Genomic DNA, 23292 nt, shown 5'->3' with positions numbered 1-23292 from the left:
GCTCGTGACGCGCGGGGCCGGACGGCCTGGATGGAAACTAGGCCAAAAAGAAGGCCGCGTCAGCGGCCTTCGTCGATCACCCTGATCACTCGTCGGCGTAGGCCGAGAGCGGGGGGCAGGAGCAGACCAGATTCCGATCGCCGTAGACGTTGTCCACGCGGCCGACCGGCGACCAGTACTTCACGTGGCGCAGCGCCGGCACCGGGTAGGCGGCGTCGTCGCGGCTGTAGCCGTGGGACCACTCGGTCTTGAGCAGGCTCTCGGCCGTGTGGGGTGCGTTGACCAGCGGGTTGTCCGTCTTCGACCAGGCGCCGGATTCGACCTTCGCGATCTCCTCGCGGATCTGGAGCATCGCGGCGATGAAGCGGTCCAGCTCGAACTTGGATTCGCTTTCCGTCGGCTCGACCATCAGCGTGCCCGCGACCGGGAACGACAGCGTCGGCGCGTGGAAGCCGTAGTCGATCAGGCGCTTGGCGACGTCCTCGGCCGAGATGCCGCTGCTGTCCTTGAGCGGGCGCAGGTCCAGGATGCACTCGTGGGCCACGCCGCCGCCCTTGACGCCGTCGATGTTGCCGCTGAAGTGGATGTCGAAGTGGTCCGACAGGCGCGCGGCCACGTAGTTGGCCGACAGGATCGCGGTCTCGGTCGCGGCCTTGAGGCCGACCTCGCCCATCATGCGGATGTACATCCACGAGATCGGCAGCACCGCCGCGTTGCCCAGCGGCGCGGCGCTGACGGCGCCGATGGCGGTCTTCTCGCCCAGGCCGGCCGAGCGGTGCGCCGGCAGGAAGGGCACCAGGTCCTCCACCACGCAGACCGGGCCGACGCCCGGGCCGCCGCCGCCGTGCGGGATGCAGAAGGTCTTGTGCAGGTTCAGGTGGGACACGTCGCCGCCGAACTGGCCGGGCGCGGCGATGCCGACCAGCGCGTTCATGTTGGCGCCGTCCACGTACACGCGACCGCCGTGTTCATGCACCAGCGCGCAGATCTCCTTGACGTGCGTGTCGAACACGCCGTACGTCGAGGGGTAGGTGATCATGATCGCGGCCAGGTTGGCGCTGTGCTGCTCGCACTTGGCCTTCAGGTCGGCCAGGTCGATGTTGCCTTCCTTGTCGCACTTGGTGACGACGACCTGCATGCCCACCATCTGCGCGGAGGCTGGGTTGGTGCCGTGGGCCGATTCCGGGATCAGGCAGATCTTGCGGTGCGCGTCGCCGCGCGACTCGTGCCAGGCCTTGATGATCAGCAGACCGGCGTACTCGCCCTGCGAGCCGGCGTTGGGCTGCAGCGAGACGCCCGCGTAGCCGGTCGCCTGGCACAGCCAGGCGGTGAGCTGCTGGTCGAGCTGCGCGTAGCCCTGCAGCTGGCTCTGCGGCGCGAACGGGTGCACCTGCGCGAACTCGGGCCAGGTGATGGGGATCATCTCGCTGGTCGCGTTCAGCTTCATCGTGCACGAGCCCAGCGGGATCATGCTGCGGTCCAGCGCCAGGTCCTTGTCGGAGAGCAGGCGGATGTAGCGCAGCATCTCCGTTTCGGAGTGGTGGATGTTGAAGATCGGATGCGTCAGGTACGCGCTGGTGCGCGACAGCGCCGCGGGGATCAGCGTCGAGGCCGAGGCGCCGCCGAACGCGTCCGCGACCGGCTTGCCTTCGGCGAAGACCGTCAGCAGCGACTGGATGTCGGCGCGCGTCGTCGTCTCGTCGAGCGTCAGGCTGATGCTGTCCTCGCTGGCCTGGCGCAGGTTCATGCCGGCGGCGACGGCGGCGGCCAGCACCGGGCCGGTGTGGGCGCCGGTCTTCACGTGGAGCGTGTCGAACGAGGTCTCGTGCACCAGCGTCAGGCCCAGCGCCTTCAGGCCCTGCGCCAGCACGGCGGCGTAGGCGGCGACGCGCTGCGCGATGCGCTTCAGGCCTTGCGGGCCGTGATAGACGACGTACATGCTGGCCACGACGGCCGGCAGCACCTGCGCGGTACAGATGTTGGAGGTGGCCTTCTCGCGGCGGATGTGCTGTTCGCGCGTCTGCAGCGACAGCCGGTAGGCGGGCTTGCCGTGCGAGTCGACGGACACACCGACCAGGCGGCCCGGCAGCGAGCGCTTGAACTCGTCGCGGCAGGCCATGTAGGCGGCGTGCGGGCCGCCGGCGCCCATCGGCATGCCGAAGCGCTGCGTGGTGCCCACGGCGATGTCGGCGCCTTGCTCGCCGGGCGACGCGATGAGCGTCAGCGCCAGCAGGTCGGCCGCGACGACCAGCAGGCCGCCTTGGGCATGCACCGCGTCGGCGATCGCCTGCAGCGGGCGCACCACGCCGGTCACGCCGGGGTACTGCACCAGCGCGCCGAAGCATTCGGTCTTGCCGGCGTCCTCGGCCTTGCCGACCTGGACGGTGATGCCCAGCGGCTCGGCGCGCGTGCGCACGACTTCCAGCGTCTGCGGCAGCACGTCGTCGGCGACGAAGAAGGTCTGGCTCTTGCTCTTGCCCATGCGCGCGGCCAGCGTCATGCCTTCGGCGGCGGCGGTGGCCTCGTCCAGCATCGACGCGTTGGCGATGGCCAGGCCGGTCAGGTCGCAGACCATGGTCTGGAAGTTGACCAGCGCTTCCATGCGGCCTTGCGAGATCTCTGCCTGGTAGGGCGTGTAGGCGGTGTACCAGGCGGGGTTCTCGAGGATGTTGCGCAGGATCACGCCCGGCGTGATCGTGCCGTGGTAGCCCTGGCCGATGAAGCTCTTCAGGATCTGGTTCTTGCCCGCGATGGCCTTGAGCTCGGCCAGCGCCTGCGACTCGGTCACGGCGTCCGGCAGGTCCATCTTCGCGGCGCGCTTGATGGCGGCCGGGACGATGGCGTCGATCAGCGCGGCGCGCGACGCGGCGCCGATGGCCGAGAGCATCAGCGTCTCGTCATGGGCGTCGGGACCGATGTGACGGGCGTGGAACTCGGCAGCGTTTTCAAGTTCGGCGAACGAGGGCAGGGCGGACATGGCGGGGCGATCCTGGAGAGAAGAATTCATTGCCGCAGGGCCCGAGGGGCCCTGCGTGCATCGCTCAAGCGATTAGCTGTTCTTGACCAGCTCGTCGTAAGCCGTCGTGTCCATCAGTGCATCCAGCTCCGACGGATCCGACAGCTTGACCTTGAAGAACCAGCCCGTCTTCAGCGGATCGGTGTTGGCCAGCGACGGGTCGGCGCGCAGCGCCTCGTTGACTTCGACGATCTCGCCGGACACCGGCGCGTAGACGTCGGCGGCGGCCTTGACCGACTCGACCACGCCGGCTACTTCCTTGGCGGCGAAGGACTTGCCGACGTCCGGCAGGTCCACGAACACGACGTCGCCCAGCGCGTCCTGCGCGTGGACCGTGATGCCCACGGTGGCGATGCCGTCGGTGGTGTCGACCCACTCATGGTCGGGCGTGTACTTGATGCTCATGGAGAGGCTCCGTGCGTCGGAAAGTTGAAAGGGGAATCTCGAGGGTGAGCTCGAGGGAATCGAAGGACGTGTGACCCGGGATCGCGGATCAGCCGCGGAAGTATCCGTTGGGCGTGAACGGCGTGGAAGAGACCGTCATCGGTGTGCGCTTGCCGCGGACCTCGGCGAACAGCTCGGTGCCCAGCGCGGCGTAGGGCGTCTGCACATAGGCCAGCGCCACCGGCTTGCCCACTGTCGGGCCCAGCGTGCCGCTGGTGACGACGCCGATCTCCAGGCCGTCCGCGTTGACGAGCTTCGCGCCTTCGCGCACGGGCATGCGCTCCGAACTGACCAGACCCACGCGCTTGCGCGCGGCGCCTTCGGCGAACTGCCTGTCGATGACCGCGGCGCCCGGATAGCCGCCCGCGCGGGCGCCGCCGGCGCGACGCACCTTCTGGATCGCCCAGGTCAGCGAGGCTTCGACGGGGGTCGTCGTCGTGTCGATGTCGTGGCCGTACAGGCACAGGCCGGCTTCCAGGCGCAGCGAGTCGCGCGCGCCCAGGCCGATGGGCATCACTTCCGGCTGGGCCAGCAGCTTGCGGGCCAGTTCCACCGAACGGTCGGCGGGGACCGAGATCTCGTAGCCGTCCTCGCCGGTGTAGCCCGAGCGGGTCACGAAGGTCGGGATGCCGTCCAGCTCGAAGAAGCCGCCGGTCATGAAGACGAGCTTGGCCACCTCGGCGTTCAGGCGCGACAGCGCGGTGACGGCCTGCGGGCCCTGCAGCGCCAGCAGCGCCTGGTCCGGCAGCGGGCGCACCTCGCAGCGGCCCGACAGGTGCTTGCGCATGTGCGCGATGTCCTGGTCGCGGCAGCCGGCGTTGACCACGACGAACAGGCCGTCCGTGCGGCGCGCGACCATCAGGTCGTCGAGGATGCCGCCGTCGTCGGCGGTGAAGAGCGCGTAGCGCTGCTTGAACATCCCGAGGTCGACGATGTCGACCGGCACCAGCGTTTCCAGCGCCACGGCGGCGTCGTCGCCGACCAGCAGCACCTGGCCCATGTGCGACACGTCGAACAGGCCGGCCTGGGCTCGCGCATGCTTGTGCTCGGCCATCACGCCGGCGGGGTACTGGACCGGCATGTCGTAGCCGGCGAAGGGCACCATCTTGGCGCCGAGTTCGACGTGCAGCGCGTGCAGCGGGGTCTTGTGCAGGGGGGCGTTCAAGGACTGATCAGCGGACATGTCTCGCTCCGAGGGCATTCGTCATGACCACCCCGACTGTGAACCGGTCACGTCAAGGTGGGGAGATGCCCTCGCTGTCCGCTTTACCTGAGAGATTGGCCGTCGGCGGTTGACCGGCGGCTTGCCCCTTCGGTGGACGGGCTCGACCCAAAGGGTCCGCCCCGCCTCTCTCCAGTGAGGACGCCCGATGTCTCGAGCGTTTCGTCAGTCCTTTTGCCTGAGCGTTCGCAGCGTGGGATCACCTGTGCCACTGCGCCTTCGGCGGCTCCCGCGAGGGAGCTCTCTCCTGACAGGCGCGCATTGTAGTCATGGAATCGGTCCGCCTCGCGACCGCCTGGTTTACAGGTGCTCCGCGCCGTCATCTGCACACAGGGGGAGCGGCCCGATGGACGGGCAGGAATGGAAACCCTCGACATGCCGGTCATCTCATCGATCTTTTCGTTGTTCACGCGTTGCCTGGGCCTCGATGCCAAGGCCGACAGCCACGACCTGACGTCTGCCTGGAGCGCCGCGAGGCGGGAGGGACCGGCGCCGGGAAAGGAGGCGTTCGAGCGCCGGCGACTGCTGTCCCAGGGCGTGGCCGCCTGGCGGGCCGCGCTGGGGCCGGTGGCCGGGCTGGAGTCCGGATCCCGATCCGGCGTGCTGCGCCGACCCGGCGATCCCTGGGCCATCGCCGCCGGACCCGGCGCGGGGCAGGACGGCGATCTGCTCGTGCGTCTGGCCGACGCGGTGCTGAACCAGGGGATCGGCGGCGTGGCGATTCCGGTCCGCCAGGAACCCGATCTGAGGGGGGCGCCGGAGCACCGCTCGCTGGTCGAGCGCCTGCTCGGCGCGCCGTGCTCGGTGGACCGGGAGCTCACGGGCCATGGCCGGTTGCGGATCCGGACAGGGCCGCTGCCGGCGCCGCCGGGCCAGTTGCCGCGTGGGGTCGAACTGACGATCGAGGTGGACGGTGAACTGCGCAGCAGGAAGTCCCTCTCCGTGCATGCGCTGCCGACCGGCAAGGCGGTCCGGTTCGCGAGCGGCCTGCGGGACGCCATCGCGCTGGCCAGGCGATGCCGCTCGCCGCGCGAGGACGCCGAGGACCATGACGGCCTGGCCGTGATCCATGAGCGCCAGCGGGACCTCGTCCAGATCCGCTGCGTGATCGAGCAGCTGCGTGCGGGGACATCGCCCAAGGAGGCGGGGGCAGGCTTTGCCGCCCGGCGCCGGAGAACGCCCTCGCCGGCGAAGGATCTGCCGCTGCCGCCGCCCCCACCGCTCCCGATCGCGCCGTCGCGCGACTGGCGTGCGCCCGCGGTCCTCGAGGCCGGCCCCGTGCGACGGCGCCCCGCGGACGCCTGACCGGCCGCTCGCGGCCGCGGTCGCCTCGGCGCGCGTGCACAATCGTGCCCATGCGACTCCTGCTGGTGGAAGACGACCTGATGATCGGCGAGCAGCTGCTCGAGCTGCTGCGTGCCGAGGGTTACGCCGTGGACTGGGTGCGTGACGGCGAGATCGCCGACACCGCGCTGCAATCCCAGACCTACGACCTGGTGATCCTGGACCTGGGCCTGCCCAGGCGCGACGGCATGAGCGTGCTGCAGGCGCTGCGCGGCCGCAAGCAGGCGGTGCCGGTGCTGATCGCCACCGCGCGCGACGCGACCGCCCAGCGCGTGGCCGGGCTGGACGCCGGCGCGGACGACTACGTGCTCAAGCCCTTCGAGCTCGACGAGCTCCTGGCCCGCATCCGCGCGCTGCTGCGCCGTGCCGCCGGCCGCGCGGAGCCGGTCTACGAGCACATGGGCGTCAGCATCAATCCGGCCACGCGCGAGGTCACCGCCAACGGCCATCCGGTCACGCTGTCGCAGCGCGAGTGGGCGGTGCTGGAGCCGCTGCTCGCCCGTCCGGGCATGGTGCTCTCGCGCCAGCAGCTCGAGGAGAAGCTCTACGGCTGGAAGGACGAGATCAGCAGCAACGCCGTCGAGGTCTACATCCACGGCCTGCGCAAGAAGCTCGGCGCGGAACTGATCCAGAACGTGCGCGGCGTGGGCTACCGCGTGCCCAAGGAATGAAGGCGGACGTGAATGCGGACATGAAGGCGGACGCGAATGGAGGCGTGAAGGCGGACGCCGGCTCCGGCGCGGGCCGCCGCGGCCGGCTGGCGCTGCTGCCGCGATCGCTGCGCTACCGCCTGCTGCTGTTCCTGCTGGGCGCGGTGCTGACCGGCGCGCTCGCGCAGGGCATGAGCGCCTACCGCAACGCGCTGATGGAGACCGACGAGATCTTCGACTACCAGATGCAGCAGGTGGCGCTGTCGCTGCGCGCGGGCATGGGCACGGGGCTGCCGCTGCCGCTCGGCGAGGAGCAGAGCATCGACCTGATCGTGCAGGTCTGGGGCCTGGACGGCACGCCGCTGTACCGCTCGGCCGGACCGGACTGGCTGCCGCAGCGCGCGGTGCTGGGCTTCTCCAACGTCGCGCTGCGCGGCAAGCGTTATCGTGTCTTCGCGGTGCAGGGGCGCTTCCAGGTCGTGCAGGTGGCGCAGGACATCGCCGTGCGCCAGCGCATGGCCGGACAGCTGGCCTGGCGCACCGTGCTGCCCACCGCGCTGATGCTGCCGATGCTGGCGCTGGTCGTGTGGTGGGTGGTGTCGCACTCGCTGGCGCCGCTGGAGCGGGTGCGCCAGCAGCTGTCGCGCCGCGCCGCGCAAGACCTGGCCCCGGTCGACGAGGAGGACCTGCCGGCTGAGGTCCAGCCGCTGGTCACCGAGCTCAACGCGCTGCTGGACCGGGTGCGCCAGGCCTTCGAGCAGCAGCAGCACTTCGTCGCCGATGCCGCGCACGAGCTGCGTTCGCCGCTGGCCGCGCTGAAGCTCCAGCTGCAGTCGCTGCGCCGCGCGCCGGACGAGGGCGCGCGCCTCCAGGCGCTGGAGAAACTCGGCCTGGGCATCGACCGGGCGTCCCACCTCATCGAGCAACTGCTGGCGCTGGCCCGCCAGGACAGCGCCAAGGCACAGGCGCCGGCGCAGCCGATCGCGCTGGACGTGCTGTGCCGCGATGCCGTCATCGACGGCGCGACGCTGGCGCAGGCGCGCGGCATCGACCTCGGCATGGAGCGCTGCGACGCGGTGCTGGTCGACGGCCATCGCGAGGCACTGACGATGCTGCTGCGCAACCTGCTGGACAACGGCATCAAGTACGGCCGCGGCCGCGTGGACCTGAGCCTGGAGCGCAGCGGCGGCCAGGCCTTGCTGGTGGTCGAGGACGACGGCCCCGGCATTCCCGACGCGGAGCGCGGGCGCGTGTTCGACCGCTTCTACCGGTCCGAATCGCAGGCGCAGCAGGCGCCGGGCAGCGGGCTCGGACTGGCGCTGGTGCGCAGCATCGCCGACGACCACGGCGCCACGCTGCGGCTGGGGCACAGCACCGCGCTGGGCGGGCTGCGCGTCGAGCTGGCGATGCCGCTCTCCCGCGCGCCGCTGGCCGCGTCCCCGCCTCCGTCCGGATTGCCGCCGGGGCCGCCGCCCGGGCTGCTGCCGCCTTCATCGCCGCCCCCCGCGCTGCCGCCCGCTTGACCGCCAGCGGCAGCGGCATGGGCATCCGCATCCGCATCCGCATGGCCACCACGCGTGCCCGATCGCGCGCCAGCGCCGGACGCGATGTCGCGAGGGAACCGGGTGTCTTCCCGCTCCCACCCATGAAGGACCTCAACGCTTCGCGAAAGGTCTCTCATGCTCATTCCGTCCGCTGGATTCGCCTCGACGCGTTTCCTCTCCGCGTTGAAGTCGCCTGAGTCCTGGCCCGCAGCCGAAACGCCCCAAACGTCCCGAACGTCCCGAACGTCCCGAACGTCCCGAACGTCCCGAACGTCCCAAACGCCTGACCCGCATGGTCGGATCGCGCCCGGCGGCGAGCGCCCGCGCGGCCATGACGCCAACGCACCCGCGCGGCCTCGTCCGAGGGGCGCGAGCCTGCGCAAGTCCCAGTTGAGCACCCCCCGGGCCTCGCCGCCGCACGACACGCCGGTGGCCGTGGGGCCGACGACTCTGGCGGCGGTTCCGCGCGCTTGCACGTCGCGGCAGGAAGCGCAGAAAGCGCAGGAAGCTGAGGACACGGCGTGGACGGCCCGGTTGCTGACGCCCTGGCGCCAGACCGCCATCCGCAGCCTCACGGCGCGCATGACGGCGCCCACCGGGGTGAAAGGCTGGTTGCGGCGGGTCTTCGGGCCGAAGCACAGGGCCGTGGAGCCGCTGGCGATGTCGCTGGTCGCGCCCGTGCTCGATGAGCTGCCCAAACACTGGGCACCCGCTCGGCGACGCGAGGTCGGCGCCAGGCTCTGCGGGGACTGGATGCAGGCCGCCTTCGACGGCCTGGACGACGCGGGTCGACGCCGATGGGCCCGACGCGTGAGCGGCGGCGACGGCTCGTTCCAGGACACGCTGAAACGCCATGAGCAGCTGTGCGCCGGGATCACCGAGCAGAACGCGTGCTGGCGGGGCAACGAGCGGCTGCTGGTCACGCTGCAGGTGCTCGGCGCCATGCGCGACACGGCATCGTCGACGGGCCGCTGAAAACGGCACCGGAAGGGCGCCTGCCGCGGATTAAGAGCGACCTAAGCCAAGCTGCTCAAACTTCAAGCCATCGAGTCGGCGCCAAGGCGTCCCGCACTGGTCGCCGACTCCCAGTGAATCTGGAGGTTCAGATGGCTCAAGTGGAGAAGATGATTCCGGTGAAGAAACTCGTGTGGGCGCTGGCCGCGGCTGGCGTGCTGGGGGCCGCGGGCGGTGCGCTCGCGATGCGCAACGCGAAGCTGATGCCGGTCGCGCAGACCTCGGCGCCGGCGTCGACCGACGGTGTCTCGGCGTCGAACGGCGACACCCAGGTGGCCGCGGCCACGACGCCGCTGGCGAATGCCGCCGCGCCGGCCGGGAACTTCACGCCGCCGCCCGCGGGCATGCCCGACTTCGCGCAGATCGCCGCGGCGCAGGGCCCGGCGGTTGTCAACATCAGCGTGTCGGGCACGGTCAAGACGCGGGCCGCGCGTGCGCCGCAGATCGATCCCGACGATCCCTTCTACGAATTCTTCCGCCGCTTCGGCGTGCCCGGCATGCCCGGCGGCCCCAACGGCGGCGGTGAAGGCGGCGGCAGTCGCGAGATCCGTGGCCAGGGCTCCGGCTTCATCGTCAGCGCCGACGGCGTGATCCTGACCAATGCCCACGTCGTGCAGGACGCGCAGGAAGTGGTCGTCAAGCTGACCGACCGTCGCGAGTACCGCGCCAAGGTCCTGGGCAGCGACAAGTCGACCGACGTCGCCGTCCTGAAGATCGAAGCCAAGAACCTGCCGACCGTCCGCCTGGGCGCGACCAAGGACCTGCGCGTGGGCGAATGGGTGCTGGCGATCGGCTCGCCGTTCGGTTTCGAGAACAGCGTCAGCGCCGGCGTGATCAGCGCCAAGGGCCGCTCGCTGGGTCCGGACGAGAGCCGCGTGCCGTTCTTGCAGACGGACGTCGCGATCAACCCCGGCAACTCCGGCGGCCCGCTGTTCAACGCGCGGGGCGAGGTGGTCGGCATCAACTCGCAGATCTACAGCGCGTCGGGCGGCTACCAGGGCCTGTCGTTCGCCATCCCGGTCGAGGTCGCCAACAAGGTCCGCCAGCAGATCGAGAAGGGCGGCAAGGTGCAGCACGCCAAGCTCGGCGTGATGGTGCAGGAGGTCAACCAGGGCTTCGCCGACTCCTTCAAGCTGGACCGCCCGGAGGGCGCGCTGGTCGCCAACGTCGAGGATGACGGCCCGGCCGCCAAGGCCGGCCTGCGCTCGGGCGACGTGATCCTCGGTTTCAAGGGGCAGCGCATCGTGTCCAGCGGAGATCTCCCGGCGCTGGTGGACCAGTCGCTGCCCGGCGACAAGGTCGACATCGAGGTCTGGCGCGGCGGCAAGCGCGAAACGATCACCGCCACCCTCGGCGATGCGAACGAGAAGGGCGCCAAGCTGGCCAAGGTCGGCGGCGGCGATGCGGACGCCGATCACGCCAAGCTGGGCCTGGCCCTGCGTCCGCTGCAGCCCGAGGAGCGCCGCCAGCTCGGCACCCGCGACGGCCTGCTGATCCAGGAAGTGGGCGAGGGCAGCGCCGCGGCGCGTGCCGGCGTGCGTCCCGGCGACGTGCTGCTGGCGGTCAACGGCACGCCGGTGCAATCGCTCGATCAGGTCCGCAGCGCGGTCAAGGGCGCGGAGAAGTCGGTCGCCCTGCTGGTGCAGCGCGGCGGCGACAAGATCTTCGTGCCGGTGCGCATCGGCTGACGCGCGGCGTCTCCCTCTTTCCCGGTCCCCAACCAACCGCTGCCTGTGGCGGTTGCTCCGTAGGGCCCGCGCGTGGTGGCGCGGGCCCTTTTTTTTCGCGCATCATGCGCGGCATGTCGTCGTCGCCCTCCCCGTCGTCCCCCTCCTCGTCGTCTTCCAGCACCGAACCTCTCGCTCCTTCCGCCGCGCGCGAGCGCAGCGGCCGGGCCGTCGATGCCTTCATCGAATCGCTCTGGATCGAGGAAGGCCTGTCGCGCAACACGCAGTTGGCCTACCGGCGCGACCTGCAGCTGCTTGCCGACTGGCTGGCCACGCAACGGGACCGGACGCTCGACCAGGTCGAGGAACTCGACCTGATGGGCTACGCCGCCGCGCGGCATGACGGCGGCAAGGCCAGTTCGGCGAACCGGCGGCTGTCCGTCTTCAAGCGCTATTTCCGCTGGGCGCTGCGCGAGCGCCGCATCGAGCGCGACCCCACGCTCAAGCTGATCACCGCCAAGCAGCCGATGCGCGTGCCCAAGACGCTGTCGCAGCAGCAGGTCGAGGCGCTGCTCGACGCGCCCGACGTGGGCACCGCGCAGGGCCTGCGCGACCGGGCGATGCTGGAGCTGATGTACGCCAGCGGGCTGCGCGTGACCGAGCTGGTGACGCTCAAGAGCGTGCATGTGGGGCTGCGCGAGGCCGTGCTGCGCGTGACCGGCAAGGGCGACAAGGAACGGATGGTGCCGTTCGGCGAGGAGGCGCACACCTGGCTGATGCGCTATCTGCGGGAAGGGCGGCCGCAGCTGCTCGGCATGCGCGGCACCGACGACCTCTTCCTCAGCCGCTTCGGCCAGGCCATGACGCGGGAGAGCTTCTGGCGCATCGTCAAGAAGTACGCGCTCATCGCGGGGATCACGAGCCCGATCTCGCCACACACGCTGCGGCATGCATTTGCCACCCACCTGCTCAACCATGGCGCGGATCTGCGGGCGGTCCAGCTGTTGCTGGGCCATGCGGACCTGTCGACCACGCAGATCTACACGCATGTGGCGCGGGAGCGCCTCAAGGCCTTGCACGCGGCGCATCACCCGAGGGGATGAGGGAGCGCGGGCGGGGCGCGCCGAACCGTGTTGGACGGTGACCGCACCAAACGGCTATCCACGCTTCCCTGGATCGTTGGCCAGGCCCGTTTCGAGGCCTTGCCCCGCGCGATTCTCCCGCCCCATGTTCGAAAACACGCTCTTCCATTCCTCCTTCGCCTCCGCTGTCGGCTGGGGCGGCGCCATGCATGCGCCGTCGTTCGGTGGAGCCTCGATGGCGGGCGTCGCGTCCGTGTGGCCGCCCGTGGCGCACGGGGTCCATGTGGCCCACCTGCTGCCGTTGGCGGCCTGCGCGGTCGGCCATCCGCTGCACGGCGTGATCGCGCCGATCCTGAATGCGGCGCTGCACGAGATCTCCCGGTACATGCCGCCCGTCCTGCAAGCCGCGGCGCCTCCCGCGGCCTTTGGTGCCCCGATCCGGTACGTGCCGTACCCCGCGCCGGCACCCAGCGCGCCGCGACCGCCGCAACCGCAGTCCGGCGCTCCTGTGCGCAGCGGCCCGGCGCCGCAAGCCGGCCCGGACCTCCAGCGCGCCGCTTCACCGGCACGCGCGGCGACAGTGCCTGCCCCGTCGTCGCCGCCGACGCCCATCGATCCCCATGCCTTCCTCGGCGTGCTGCAGGCCCTGGACGAACAGGACGTGTCCGATGTGATGCTGCTGCATCCGGGGCCTGGTGAGCCGATCTCTCCATTCTTCGAGCAACTCAAGCATCCGGGGCAGTCGATCGTCTGCAGCCTGCAGACCGACGACGGCGGCGAAGCGCGCGCGAGTGCGTATCGCCTGGACGGCATGGAACCGGACGGCAGTTGGCTGTTGCAGGTGGACATCCAGCTCCCCGGGGAGCCCGTGGAGTCGCGGCTGATGCGCATGCATGACGTGCAGGCCCAGCCGCGGGATCCGGAGGCGTTTCAGCTGGACGTGGCCCGCGCTCGCGACGCCGTCGCGACGAGGCAGGAGACGCTCGGCGACGTCAGCGGCCTGGCGGTGATCTGCGCGGACGGCGCGACGGCTTCCGGTGCGGCGATCACGCTGATGAACCAGATGGAATCGCTGGATCGCCACCGCCAGGAGGCGGATGAGCTGCAGCAGCCAGGGCCCAGCCTGGAACACTTCCAGCAAGAGCAGCGCCGATTCATTCAGGAGGCGCGGGACCGGCATGGCGAGGCCTTTGCGCAAGGGCTGGATCGTCAGCTCAGCCAGGCCTGCGAGCGCGTGTACGCGCAAGCACCTGCACCCGCACCTGCAGCCGCACTGCCAGCACCGGCACAGGCACCTGCGCCCGCACCCATGCCTGCACCTGCACCTGCGCCCGCACCCGCACCCGCACCCGCACCCGCACCCGCACCCGCACCTGCACCTGCACCTGCACCTGCACGTGCACCTGCACCTGCACCTGCACCTGCACCTGCACCTGCACCTGTGCCCGCACCGGCATCGGCACCGATGTCCGGGGCCGAGTCATCGCTGCTGGACGAGCCGATTCCCGCCAACACCGCTTTGCATCGGCCCTTGATGCCCACCCCGGCGATCACGAACGCCGAGGTCCACCGAATGTTCGCCCAGTTGCCGGCAGTGGCCACCCATGATCCCGAGGTCGACGATCGCAAAGCTGCCGACCTGAAGGAACGCAAGATCATGGACGCCATGGCCCGTCTGCCGAAGGCGTTCGCCGCGCTGCCGCGGTCCGCTTCCGCCCCGGACCTTCTGCAGACCTCGAGGAATGCTGAAGCGGCGACCACGCTGGCGCTGGCACTGACGCAGGCGCGCGCGGCCAGCGAAGCCAACCTGCTGGCGACCTCGCGCGAACGACCCCTTCAGAATTCGATGGGAGCGCTGTTCCGGGAGATCGACAGTTCCCTGGGCATTGCTCAGAAGTTGAAGCGCCTCCTGCCGTTCCGCAATGGGGAGGCCCGATTGGCGGATCAGATCGCGGACCGGATGATGCTGGTCGTCGACCAGCTCCGTCACGTGCATCAGAAGCTCGAAGCGACCGGTGCCGGCGGTAGCGGTGTCGGGGAGGCCGAATTCATTGCCCGGAACCTCTCCAAGGCCGCTGGTCGAGCATTCAATGAATTGACGCCGCCGATGCGGCTGCGACTCATCGATGCGTTCCATGACGATGGCGGTCAGCTGCCGGCGATCAAGGCCGCGCGCGATGACCGACTGCGGGAGATGATCCGCTTGGCCGACCCCGCGTCAGGCGTCCCCGCATCGCGCGACCCCAGCGGCGTGAGCGCGGAGTATCGAGTGGCCCAGCGCAAGCATGAAGCGTTGAACTACGCGATCGCGGCCCTGGAATTCGCCGTGCCGTCGAAGCAGAACGCGCCTACTTGACCGGCAGCCCCGCCGGCGGCTTGATCTCCTCCAGGCAGATCATCGAGCGCACGTCGGCGACGCCGTCCAGCTGCATCAGCTTGTCGGTCAGGAACTTGGACAGCGCCTGCAGGTCCCGCGCGACCACCTTCAACAGGTAGTCCGAGTCCCCCGACACGGTGTGGCACTCCAGGATCTCGGGGAAGTCGCGGATCAGCGACTCGATCTCCCGCACGCGGACGAAGGCCTGCGCGGTGATGTTCAGGCTGACGTAGGCGGTGACGCTCAGCCCCAGCGCGAGCGGGGCGACATCGGCGCGGTAGCCGCGCAGCACGCCGCGTTCCTCCAGCGCGCGCACGCGGCGGAAGCACTGCGGCGCCGACAGGTGGACCTGAGTCGCCAGATCGACGTTGGACATCCGGCCGTCGCGCTGCAGCGCCTCCAGGATCCGCAGGTCGATCGCATCCAGCACGACCGGACCGGTGGGCCGGGCAGGGGCGGTCTTCTTGTCCATCCTGTCGTTCATCTTGTTCATCATCGGGGTCAGGGCGAGGAATCCTTGCGATTCTATGGAGTCGGATGAACGAAGCGTGCGTGGCGGCGCGCCAACGCCCAGTCGCCCGCAGGTCGCCATCGGCGAGAATCCCACCCCATGGATCACAGTTTTCTCTCCGCCCTCATCCTGCTGCTGCTGGTGCTCGACCCACTGGGCAGCCTGCCGATCTTCATCCCCATCATGCGGGCCGTGCCGCGCGAGCGCCGGCTCAAGGTCGCGCTGCGCGAAGTGACCATCGCCTTCGGCGTGCTGCTGGCCTTCATGTTCCTGGGCGAGGGCTTCCTGCGGCTGATGCACCTGTCCGAGCGTTCGCTCGAGGTGGCCGGCGGCGTGATCCTGATCATCATCGCGATCCGGATGATCTTCAGCCACGCCGGCGAGTCCGCCTACGGCGTGGAGACCGGCCGCGAGCCGTTCATCTTCCCGCTGGCCGTGCCGCTGCTGGCCGGCCCGTCGGCGATGGCGACGGTGCTGCTGCTGGCCTCGCGCCAGCCGGACCGCGTGGCCGAATGGATCGGCGCGCTGTTCACGGCGATGGTGATCTCGTTCCTCGCGCTGATCCTGGCGGACCGGATCCGCAAGCTGCTCGGCGACTCGGTCGTCTCGGCGATCGAGAAGTTGATGGGCCTGGTGCTGACCGCCATCGCGGTCGAGATGATCCTGTCCGGCCTGAAACGCTACTTCCTCGGCGGCCTCTGATCCCCACGACTGACGCAGCACCGCTTTGGGCGCGCCGCGTCGTTGCAAATCCTCGCCATAGCGCTGCTATGGCTCCGGTTTGCGCCTAGCGGCGCATCCCAAACCGGCGCCGCGTCAGCCGCGGGGAGCCAGCGTTGTGGCGGACATCTCTTGCGCCGCCTTGGCCGCCGCCGGCGAGCGGCGCCATTCGTCCGCCGTCATGCCGTAGACCGCGATGTCCGCGTCGTGCCAGCGCTGCAGCTCGCGGTAACTCATGCCGAGCTTCTTCATGATGTGGGCCGAGCCCTCGTTCGCCGGCTCGCAGACCGCGACGAGCTCGGGCGCCTGCAGCGTGTCGAACGCGAAGGCCGCCATCCGGCGCGCCGCCTCCGAGCCGTAACCCAGGCTCCAGCGGTCGCGGCGCAGGCGCCAGCCGATCTCGTGCGGGTTGGCCTTGTCGCCGCGCAAATGCTGGATGCAGCCGGCGCCGACGATCTCGCCGGTCCCGATCTCGAAGAAGGTCCACCAGCTGAAGCCCCACTCGGCCCAGCGCGCCTTGACCCGGTCGATCATGGCCTGCGTGTCCTCGAGCGTGTCGGGCTTGCCGGTGATGTAGCGCATCACCTCGGGGTCGCGGTTCATCTCGAACAGGCCCTGCAGGTGGGCGTCGGTCATCGGTTCCAGGCGGAGGCGGGCGGTGGTCAGGCAGGTCATCGCCCGACTGTACGGCGGCTCAGCGCGCATGGCTCCGGTCACCCCGCAGACGCTGCGGATCGGTCGCGGGTGATGTCTCCGCCGAAGTGCCGGCCGATGGCAGCTCCGAAGGCTGGCGCAGCGCCGACAGATCGATCTCGTCCGGCGGCAGCGCCCCGTTGAGCCAGCGGATCCGGCAACGTCCGGCGCGCTTGGATTCGAACATCGTCTGGTCCGCGCGGCTCATCAGCACCTCGGCGTCGACACCGTCGAGCGGGTAGTGCGCGACGCCGATGCTGCTGCCCACCTGCACCGTCGCGCCCGAGGAGAGCCGTACCGGTTCCAGGATCGCGCGCAGCAGCCGCTCGCAGGTGACGCGGCTGGCCTCGGGCGAGGGCAGGGGCGTCAGCAGCACGACGAACTCGTCGCCGCCGAGCCGCGCGGCCGTGTCGGTGGCGCGGATCGTCTCCGCGAGCCGCTGCGCCACGGCCTTCAGCACCTCGTCGCCCGCATCGTGGCCGTGCGCGTCGTTGACGGCCTTGAAACCGTCCAGGTCCAGGTAGGCCACGGCCACTGACTGCTGCTGCCGTTGCGCCGCGGCCATCGACTGGCGCAGCCGGTCGGCGAGCAGCACGCGATTGGGCAGGCCGGTGAGCGCGTCGTGGAAGGCGGCGCGCTCGACGCGGGCCTCGTAGGCCTTGCTCTGCGTGATGTCGACCATCATCCAGAGCGTCGTCTCCTCGTCGCGCTCGCCGGGCAGCGCGACGCCGTTGAGGTCCACCCAGACGAGGCTGCCATCCTTGCGCCGCATCTGTTGCTGGCTGCGGTAGTGGCCGCCGCGCCGCAGCACCGGATAGGCGTTCTGGCCGAGCGCGGCGAAGGTGTCCTCGTCGACGTACAGCTCGCGCACCGGCAGCCCGAGCATCCCGTCCTTGCCGTAGCCGAAGAGCCGCTCCAGCGCGCCGTTCTTCCACACGATGCGACGGCCGCGCAGCTTGGCCATGGCGATGACCTCGGTGTCCAGCATCGCCTGCTGGTCCAGCGTCAGGCGGCGCAGGTCCTCGGTCATCGTGTCGGCCAGGGCCTGCGCGCGGGCGCGGCCGGCCGACAGCAGGTAGGTCGTCGCCGCCAGCAGCGTCGTCAGCACCAGGCCCAGCAGCCCCGGCCCCCAGCCCGCGGCGTCGATGACGTCGCGCTCATAGGCCGTCGTCAGCGCGGCCTCCACGCGGAAGGCCCGGCCAGCGATCTCGACCTGACGCTCGACCGCGACGACGCGGTTGTCGAAACCGGCCCGCGCGGTCGGCGGGGTGTCGAGGGGCTGGATGCCGGTGACCGAGTCCAGCAGCAGGTCCTCGGTCGCGCCGTGGTCGTCGACCAGCAGCCGGAAGTCCATCGGCGCCGCCGCCAGGCCCTCCTTGAGCCCGTGCAGGATCTCCTGCGCCACCAGCGGCGCGTAGAGCATGCCCAGCAAGGACTGTCGACGCTGGTCGGGCGTGACCGGATCCGCGCCGTCGCGGAAGACCGGCACCAGCAGCAGCATGCCGGGTCCGTGCGCCCGATCCTGCACCAGCGGCACCGGCGCGGACAGCGTGGCCTCGCCGGTGGCGATCGCCTGTTCGATGGCGCGGCGGCGGGTCGATTCCGACCCGAGGTCGAAGCCCCAGGCCGGATAGTTCTGCGACAGCGGCTCGATGTGGGCGACGACGAAGAGGTCCGGCGCGGCGTCGCCGAAACCGCGCACCGAGAACTGCGGCGCGCCGTCCGCCCGCTCGGCGGCGATGAACGCGGGCAGATCGGCGCGCATCACGCGCGGCACGAAGCCGAAGCCGCGCACTCCCGGAAATTCGCGCGCCAGATCGCGCGACTGCACATAGGCGCGGAAGGCGTGGCGGTCGAGCCGGCCACGCAGCGCGGCGATCGTCCCGCGCGCGCCCTTGAGGCCGTAGACCGGTTGCATGAAGCGCTGGACGACGTCGCGCTGCAGGCGCTCCATCTGGGCATCGAGGACGCGATGCCCTTCGGCCACGACGCGGTTGCGGTTCCACAGCATCGCGCTGAGCGTCAGCGCCAGACCGGTCAGCAGCACGAGCAGCGCGCCGACGACCGCCGGCATCGGCAGGTCGCCGGGCGGCGGAGCGGCCGGTTCATTGAACGTGGAATCCCGCGAGTCTCCCGGATCTCGCGAACCTTGTTCTGGTGTGGCGTGCACGGGCAGGGCGGCAAGGCCGCGGGCGCTGGACACAGCCGTTGACTGTAGAGCAGGCGCGGACTGGTCGCACGCGTCCCTGCGGCGCGTCCGGATTCGTTACAACTGACGCGACGCACCGTGGCGCAAGCGCCTATCCTCCCCCGCTCAAGGGGGCGGCGCGCGGCTTGCTCCTGTGCTGCAATCGATCCTCATCTCCGGCGAAGGTGGGCGGCATGGCTCAAGACTCGGACAGGGGCCCCGGGGCCTGGTGGACTTCCCTGCGGCGGCGCTGGCTGGCGCGTCGCGAGCCTCCGGCGCGGATCGCCGCCGCCGACGAGGCGCAGTTGATGGACGACCTCAAACGCGAGGCCGCCCGTGCGCAGCGGCACCGCCACGACGGCGTGCTGATGCTGCTGGAACTCGACCCCTGGGCGCGACTGCAGCAGCAGCATGGCGAGGACTGCATCCAGGCATTGGATGAGCGCCTGGACCAGCTTGTGCGGCAACAGTTGCGCGGCGGGGACTGGTTGCTGCCCTTGCCGCGTGGCGTGTGGGCCGCGTACCTGCCGTGCACCGATCCGCTGGGCGCGCTGGACGCCGCCGACCGGGTGCGGGCCCGCGTGGCCACCCTCGACTACCGCTGGCAGGGGCAGGCGCTGCCCTTGAGCGCGAGCCTGGGCCTGGCCCATTGGCAGGACTGGCGGCGCGAGCCGCAGCAGGGCGCGGACCAACTGCTGCAGCAGGCCCGGCAGGCGCTGGCGCTGGCCCGCAGCGCCGGCTGCAACTGCGTGCGCGCCTACGCGGCGATCCCGTCGGGGCGCAACCGCTACAGCGGCACGCGACCGGCCTAGCGCGGTGCTACAGCGGGACCCGTCCCGCGTAGCCCGTCATCTCCAGGTAGCCCCAGCCCAGCGTGCGGCCGGCCTCGTCGGCCACGCGCGCCACGCCTTCCCAGTACGGGAAGCCCGTGCTGCGGCGCGCGTCGATCTCCTGCGACGCGTACGCGGCCTCGACCAGGAACACGCCGCGCGGCGTGCGGATCCGCCAGCGGACCGGATAGGTCGCGAGGCTGACCGGGCTCTTCCAGAACGCCAGCGGCTCGAACTGGAGCTGCTGCTCGAAGTCGACCATGGCGCCGCCCGTCGCCGCGCGCCAGCTGCCGCCGGTCCAGATCCCCTTGCCGTCCTGCCCGCGCATCCGGAACAGCGTCAGCGACGCGCCGTCGTCGAGGTTCAAACCCAGCCAGTCCCAGCCGACCGCGCGGTCCGGCGCCGCGTCGGCGCCACGGCCAAGGTACTGGTTGCTCCATTCGTGATCCAGCCAGGCCCGGGCCCGCACATCGCGTGTGCCGTGCGTGCCGCCCTCGCGCAGCGCGAGCCGGCCGGTGCCCGACAACTGCGGCTCGCTGACGTAGCGGCTCGCCTGCTGCTCGCCCGGTCCCTTGCGCGACCAGCCGGCCCGGCCCTGCAGCAGCGGGGCCTGCGGCGCGTCCAGCGTCAGCTCGAGCGCGAAGCCGGCCTGTTCGCTCGCCATCAGCAGCGCGTATCGGCTGCGGCCGCCGGCAGTGCCGACACCGCCGGCGCCGCCGGGGGTGTCCACGCGACGCAACTGCCAGTTGCCCAGGCGCACGCGGGTGTCGTCGATCTCGGTCCGCGCGTTCGCGAAACCGTGCCGCAGCACTTGCTGGTCGTGCAGCAGGCGCTGCCGGCCCAGGTCCGAGATCGCCGCATGGCCCAGCATCATCTGATCCGGCGCGAACGCCGACTGCAACGGACGCTTCAGATCGTTCCGGACCCGGAAGAAGGTGAGCTGGAAACCGAAGTCCGGGCGGGGACTGCCCTCGCCGTCCTTGCCGATCCTGGCTGCCGGCGCGGCCGCGGCCGAACCCGTGTACAGCACGCCCGTCACGTACCACCACTCGACGCGCGTCTCGGGATGCGCGCCGTGGTCGCGGGGGAAATGCAGCGGTGCGGCGGACAAGCGCTCCGAAGCCGACGTCGACCCCGACCCCGACCCTGACCCTGACCCTGACCCTGACCCGGCGCCGGCGCCGGACCTCCGCGCCTGGGCGAACGACGCCTGAGGCGCCAGGGTCAGCGCAGAGAGTCCGAAACCGCCCAGCAGCGGGCGCCGTCCGATCATCACCAGTCCTCCCGCACGGCGCGTAGCGCCTCGCCGCTGCCGGCGCGCAGCGCACGCGCGCTGGCCCACGCGGCGGTGGCGCCGGTGGCGAGCAGGCTGGCCACCAGCAGCGCCGCGACGCGCCAGCCGGGGATGGCCCAGTCCATGCTCCAGTGGAAACTCTGCGGGTTGAGCCGGAACACCAGCACCGCGCTGATGGCCAGCCCGACCAGCAGCCCCATGACCGCGCCGGCCAGGGCCTGCAGCAGCGTTTCGGCGAGCACCAGCCGGCGCAGCATCGCGCGCGTCAGGCCGAGGTGCAGCAGCAGGCCGAACTCGCGCCGCCGTGCCAGCAGCTGCGCCGACAGGCTGGCCGCCACGCCGAACAGGCCCAGCCCCAGCCCCACCGCCTGCAGCCAGTAGGTGATCGCGAAGCTGCGGTCGAAGATCGCGAGCGAGAAGCGCCGCAGCTCGCCGGCCGAGGCGATCTCCAGCGACTCCGGCGCGCCGGAGCTGTCGCGCAGCGCCTGCTGCACGGCGATGGGATCGGCGCCGGCTTTCAGCCACAGCGCGAGCTCGGTGATCGCGGCGTCGCCGCTGAGCCGTTCCCAATCGCTTCGCGCCATCAGCACGGCGCCGCTCTGGCGGCTGTAGTCGCGCCAGATCGCCTTCACGCCGACCGGCAGCTGCCGTCCGTCGAGCCGGAGCATGAAGCGGTCGCCGGGGGCGAGGCGGAGCTCGTCGCGCATCGCCTCGTTGATGTAGACCGGCTGCAGGCCGTCGGGCAGCGTGGCGGCCTCGCCCTGCAGCGGCAGCCGGTGATCGAGCGGCCGCGCCAGCAGCGTCGTGCCGCCGGTCATGCCGCGCACCCGGATCCCGATCGAGCGCGTGCGCTGCGCCGCCACGCGCTCGACGCCCGGCAGCGCCGCCGCCGACGCCGCCAGCCCCGGCGGCATCGGCTGGCCCTGCTGGGCGCTGTCGCGGGCGGTCTGGCGCAGGTAGAGATCGGCGGGCAGCATGTCGCTCAGCCACTGGTCCAGGGAATTCCGGAAGCTCGCGACCATCACCAGCATGGCCACGGCGAGTGCGAGCGCGACCAGCACGCCCGCGATCAGGCGGCCCGCTTCACCCGCCTGGTCGCGGGCGCGTTCGACGGCCAGCAGCGGCAGCGCGCGCCGCGCCGCCCAGCCGCGCAGCAGGCCCGTGATCGCGCGCAGCACGAAGGGCACCGTGCCCAGCGCGCCGAGCAGCAGCGCGACCATCGCCGCGTAGGTCCCGAGCGGCAGTCCGAAGACGGGGCGCATCCACGTCAGCGGCAAGGCGGCGGCCAGCAGCACCGGACCCATCCACCACCAGCGGCCGGCATCGCCGCCGCTGCCGAGTCCCTTGAGCACCTGCGCGACCGGCAGGCCGCGCAGCCGCGCCAGCGGCAGGGCGGCCGCGCCCAGGCTCACCAGCGGTCCCAGCGCGAGCAGGCCCGCAATCGAGGCGCCCGAGAGTTGCAGCTCGGGCCGTCCGCCGCTGAGCCCGGTCAGCCCGCTGCCGAGATCGCCGCCGAGGGCGTGCAGGCCCAGCTCGGCGAGTGCGACGGCCAGCCCCAGGCCCAGCACCGCGCCGGCGAGGCCAAGCGCCAGCGCCTCCGACACCAGCAGCGCCAGCCGCTGACGCGCGCTCATGCCGAGCACGCCCAGCAGTGCGAGTTGCGGCAGCCGCTGCGCCACCGACAGGCTGTGCACCGCGAAGACCATGAACGCGCCGACGAAGAGCGCCATCAGCGACAGCACGCCGAGATTGAGCCGGTAGGCGCGCGTGAGGCGGCGCGCCTCGTCGGCCTGCTGGCGGGCCTGGTCCTCGGGCGCATGGGCCTGGACGCCGGCGGGCCAGTCGGTCGGCACCGCGCGGTCCGGCGCCATGCGCAGCAGGATCGCGTCGAGCTGCCCGGGGCGGTGCAGCAGCTGCTGTGCCCAGGCGATGTCGACGATGACCAGCGGCTGCTGGCGGTCCGGCACGCGGCCGGCGACGGGGAGCGGGGCCGGTTCGTCCGGGAGGTCGACGCGCAGGGTCCGGGGCAGGGGCGAGGGCGACGCAGGGGGGGCGGCAAGACCTGACCCCGAGGCCGGGAGGGCTCCGGACGTGCCGGCACCGGCGTTCGCCGTGACGTCGAAGCCCAGCTTCGACCATGCCGCGTCGCTGACCAGCAGCGCCGGCTCGCGCAGCGCGCGGCCGAGGTCAGCGCCGTCCAATCTGGGGAACCATTGCGGATGGAAGGCGCCGAGCTGCACCAGGTCCAGCCCGATCAGCCGCACGCGCTGCCAGGACCCGTCGCGGCCCTGCAGCCGGATGCTGGCGTCGAGCCGGGGCGCGATCGCGGCAATGTCGTCGCGCGCGGCGAGCTCGCCGAAGTAGCGGTCGGACAGCGGCGCGGCGCCGGGCGCGGGGCTGAGTTCGGTATCGGCCACCGCGCTGCTCTGGCGCGCGGCGGATTCGAACTGCGCCAGCGCCGACGCGTTGATCCAGTGCACCGCGCCGGCCAGCGCCAGGCCCAGCGCGATTGTCAGCAGCGCCGCGAGCTGGCGGCCCCACTGCAGGCGCAGCGCCGGCCACGACAGCTGCCACCACCAGCCCCAGGCGCGGCGCAGGCCGGCGACGGCGGAGGAGTTCACGCGCGCGTTCATCGCCGGCTCATCGTTGGCCCGTCGTGGGCGCAGGGCGGGGGCATCGCGGACTCATCGCCGGCT

At 71.3% G+C, this 23292-nt stretch carries 17 protein-coding genes and 2 riboswitches; of the genes, 9 read left to right on the top strand and 8 right to left on the bottom strand.

Annotated elements, in window-relative coordinates; translation table 11 throughout:
- Window positions 1–85 precede the first annotated feature (85 nt).
- The 3 genes from gcvP to gcvT form a co-directional block, all read right to left on the bottom strand.
- On the bottom strand, window positions 86–2977 hold the full coding sequence (gene gcvP / locus AC07PR_RS05470) for an aminomethyl-transferring glycine dehydrogenase (RefSeq protein ID WP_495134642.1): 2892 nt from the start codon (window positions 2975–2977) through the stop codon (window positions 86–88).
- Between the two features lie 72 nt (window positions 2978–3049).
- Complete coding sequence (gcvH, locus tag AC07PR_RS05465) at window positions 3050–3421, bottom strand: glycine cleavage system protein GcvH (RefSeq protein ID WP_297524138.1); 372 nt, start codon at window positions 3419–3421, stop codon at window positions 3050–3052.
- 88 nt (window positions 3422–3509) lie between these two features.
- Window positions 3510–4643 carry a glycine cleavage system aminomethyltransferase GcvT gene (gcvT, locus tag AC07PR_RS05460; RefSeq protein WP_495134641.1) on the bottom strand — a complete coding sequence of 378 codons (1134 nt, stop codon included), beginning with the start codon at window positions 4641–4643 and terminating at the stop codon, window positions 3510–3512.
- Between the two features lie 64 nt (window positions 4644–4707).
- Window positions 4708–4828, bottom strand: a riboswitch (glycine riboswitch).
- 10 nt (window positions 4829–4838) lie between these two features.
- A riboswitch (glycine riboswitch) is annotated at window positions 4839–4942 on the bottom strand.
- Window positions 4943–5042: 100 nt separating this feature from the next.
- Here gcvT and AC07PR_RS05455 point away from each other — a divergent pair.
- The 7 genes from AC07PR_RS05455 (at window position 5043) to AC07PR_RS05425 (ending at window position 14339) form a co-directional block, all read left to right on the top strand.
- Window positions 5043–5987: a hypothetical protein gene (locus AC07PR_RS05455; RefSeq protein ID WP_495134640.1), complete on the top strand. Its 945-nt coding sequence runs from the start codon at window positions 5043–5045 to the stop codon at window positions 5985–5987.
- Between the two features lie 50 nt (window positions 5988–6037).
- On the top strand, window positions 6038–6697 hold the full coding sequence (locus AC07PR_RS05450; RefSeq protein ID WP_297524135.1) for a response regulator: 660 nt from the start codon (window positions 6038–6040) through the stop codon (window positions 6695–6697).
- A gap of 8 nt (window positions 6698–6705) precedes the next feature.
- Window positions 6706–8199, top strand: a complete 1494-nt coding sequence (locus tag AC07PR_RS05445; RefSeq protein WP_495134639.1) for an ATP-binding protein — start codon at window positions 6706–6708, stop codon at window positions 8197–8199.
- Between the two features lie 411 nt (window positions 8200–8610).
- Entirely contained in the window at window positions 8611–9195 is a 585-nt protein-coding gene (locus AC07PR_RS05440) for a hypothetical protein (RefSeq protein ID WP_495134638.1), read from the top strand.
- Between the two features lie 131 nt (window positions 9196–9326).
- Window positions 9327–10922, top strand: coding sequence for a DegQ family serine endoprotease (locus AC07PR_RS05435; protein ID WP_377155653.1), 1596 nt, complete (start codon window positions 9327–9329; stop codon window positions 10920–10922).
- Window positions 10923–11035: 113 nt separating this feature from the next.
- Window positions 11036–12004, top strand: coding sequence for a site-specific tyrosine recombinase XerD (xerD, locus tag AC07PR_RS05430; RefSeq protein WP_495134637.1), 969 nt, complete (start codon window positions 11036–11038; stop codon window positions 12002–12004).
- 214 nt (window positions 12005–12218) lie between these two features.
- Window positions 12219–14339, top strand: coding sequence for a hypothetical protein (locus AC07PR_RS05425; protein WP_495134636.1), 2121 nt, complete (start codon window positions 12219–12221; stop codon window positions 14337–14339).
- Here the strand turns inward: AC07PR_RS05425 and AC07PR_RS05420 are convergent.
- Window positions 14332–14844 carry an Lrp/AsnC family transcriptional regulator gene (locus AC07PR_RS05420; RefSeq protein ID WP_483105991.1) on the bottom strand — a complete coding sequence of 171 codons (513 nt, stop codon included), beginning with the start codon at window positions 14842–14844 and terminating at the stop codon, window positions 14332–14334. The genes AC07PR_RS05425 and AC07PR_RS05420 overlap by 8 nt on opposite strands.
- Window positions 14845–14970: 126 nt before the next feature.
- Between AC07PR_RS05420 and AC07PR_RS05415 the strand changes: the two genes are divergently transcribed.
- The gene (locus tag AC07PR_RS05415; protein WP_495134635.1) at window positions 14971–15573 is read left to right on the top strand and encodes a MarC family protein; all 603 of its coding nucleotides are present in this window, start codon (window positions 14971–14973) and stop codon (window positions 15571–15573) included.
- 114 nt (window positions 15574–15687) lie between these two features.
- Here the strand turns inward: AC07PR_RS05415 and AC07PR_RS05410 are convergent, their stop codons facing one another.
- On the bottom strand, window positions 15688–16227 hold the full coding sequence (locus tag AC07PR_RS05410) for a GNAT family N-acetyltransferase (RefSeq protein WP_377155645.1): 540 nt from the start codon (window positions 16225–16227) through the stop codon (window positions 15688–15690).
- A gap of 58 nt (window positions 16228–16285) precedes the next feature.
- Window positions 16286–18358 carry a sensor domain-containing diguanylate cyclase gene (locus AC07PR_RS05405; protein WP_483105993.1) on the bottom strand — a complete coding sequence of 691 codons (2073 nt, stop codon included), beginning with the start codon at window positions 18356–18358 and terminating at the stop codon, window positions 16286–16288.
- A gap of 308 nt (window positions 18359–18666) precedes the next feature.
- Here AC07PR_RS05405 and AC07PR_RS05400 point away from each other — a divergent pair, with 308 nt between their 5' ends.
- A complete protein-coding gene (locus AC07PR_RS05400; protein WP_495134634.1) occupies window positions 18667–19284 on the top strand; it encodes a GGDEF domain-containing protein in 618 nt (205 codons plus the stop codon).
- 7 nt (window positions 19285–19291) lie between these two features.
- Here the strand turns inward: AC07PR_RS05400 and AC07PR_RS05395 are convergent, their stop codons facing one another.
- A complete protein-coding gene (locus AC07PR_RS05395) occupies window positions 19292–20413 on the bottom strand; it encodes a lipocalin-like domain-containing protein (protein ID WP_495134633.1) in 1122 nt (373 codons plus the stop codon).
- Window positions 20414–20574: 161 nt separating this feature from the next.
- Window positions 20575–23229, bottom strand: a complete 2655-nt coding sequence (locus AC07PR_RS05390; protein ID WP_495134632.1) for an FtsX-like permease family protein — start codon at window positions 23227–23229, stop codon at window positions 20575–20577.
- Window positions 23230–23292: the final 63 nt, after the last annotated feature.

The sequence above is a fragment of the Roseateles sp. GW821-FHT09H11 genome (assembly GCF_059415845.1).
Note: the sequence above shows the minus strand (reverse complement) of the source record. Positions and strands in the feature narration are given on the sequence as shown.